The 1535-nt window shown below is 53.2% G+C and carries 1 rRNA gene; it reads right to left on the bottom strand.

Features of this window, described 5'->3' with window-relative positions:
* Positions 1–6: 6 nt before the first annotated feature.
* A 16S ribosomal RNA gene (locus WMO46_RS15540) occupies positions 7–1534 on the bottom strand.
* Position 1535 lies beyond the last annotated feature (1 nt).

Raw genomic sequence — 1535 nt, 5'->3', positions numbered from 1 at the left:
CTCCAGAAAGGAGGTGTTCCAGCCGCACCTTCCGGTACGGCTACCTTGTTACGACTTAGCCCCAGTCACCGGTTTTGCCCTAGGTCGCTCCTTGCGGTCACGAACTTCAGGCACCCCCAGCTTCCATGGCTTGACGGGCGGTGTGTACAAGGCCCGGGAACGTATTCACCGCGCCATGGCTGATGCGCGATTACTAGCGAATCCAACTTCATGGAGGCGGGTTTCAGCCTCCAATCCGAACTGAGATAGGCTTTCGAGATTCGCATCCCATCACTGGGTAGCTGCCCTCTGTACCTACCATTGTAACACGTGTGTAGCCCCGGACGTAAGGGCCGTGCTGATTTGACGTCATCCCCACCTTCCTCTCGGCTTACACCGGCAGTCCCGCCAGAGTGCCCAGCTTGACCTGATGGCAACTAACGGTAGGGGTTGCGCTCGTTATGGGACTTAACCCGACACCTCACGGCACGAGCTGACGACAACCATGCAGCACCTAGTTTCCTGCCCCGAAGGGAAATCCTGTTTCCAGAATCGTCAGTAACTTTCAAGCCCGGGTAAGGTTCCTCGCGTATCATCGAATTAAACCACATGTTCCTCCGCTTGTGCGGGCCCCCGTCAATTCCTTTGAGTTTCATTCTTGCGAACGTACTCCCCAGGTGGATAACTTATCGCTTTCGCTTAGCCACCGACTGTGTATCGCCGACAGCGAGTTATCATCGTTTACTGCGTGGACTACCAGGGTATCTAATCCTGTTTGCTCCCCACGCTTTCGTGCCTCAACGTCAGATATAGTTTGGTAAGCTGCCTTCGCAATCGGTGTTCTGTATGATCTCTAAGCATTTCACCGCTACACCATACATTCCGCCTACCGCAACTACTCTCTAGCTCAACAGTATTAGAGGCAGTTCCGGTGTTAAGCACCGGTATTTCACCTCTAACTTATCAAACCGCCTACGCACCCTTTAAACCCAATAAATCCGGATAACGCTTGAATCCTCCGTATTACCGCGGCTGCTGGCACGGAGTTAGCCGATCCTTATTCGTACGATACTTTCAGCCGGATACACGTATCCGGGTTTACCCTCGTACAAAAGCAGTTTACAACTCATAGAGCCGTCATCCTGCACGCGGCATGGCTGGTTCAGACTTGCGTCCATTGACCAATATTCCTCACTGCTGCCTCCCGTAGGAGTTTGGTCCGTGTCTCAGTACCAATGTGGGGGGTTAACCTCTCAGTCCCCCTATGTATCGTCGCCTTGGTGAGCCGTTACCTCACCAACTAGCTAATACAACGCATGCCCATCCATAACCACCGGAGTTTTCAACCAAAAGGGATGCCCCTCTTGATGTTATGGGATATTAGTACCGATTTCTCAGTGTTATCCCCCTGTTATGGGTAGGTTGCATACGCGTTACGCACCCGTGCGCCGGTCGCCGGCAACTGAAGCAAGCTTCAATCCCGCTGCCCCTCGACTTGCATGTGTTAGGCCTGCCGCTAGCGTTCATCCTGAGCCAGGATCAAACTCTCCATTGTA

This window comes from Alistipes intestinihominis (assembly GCF_040095975.1).
Classification (GTDB): domain Bacteria; phylum Bacteroidota; class Bacteroidia; order Bacteroidales; family Rikenellaceae; genus Alistipes; species Alistipes senegalensis.
The sequence above is the reverse complement of the archived record's forward strand: the minus strand, read 5'-3'. Positions and strand labels throughout refer to the sequence as shown.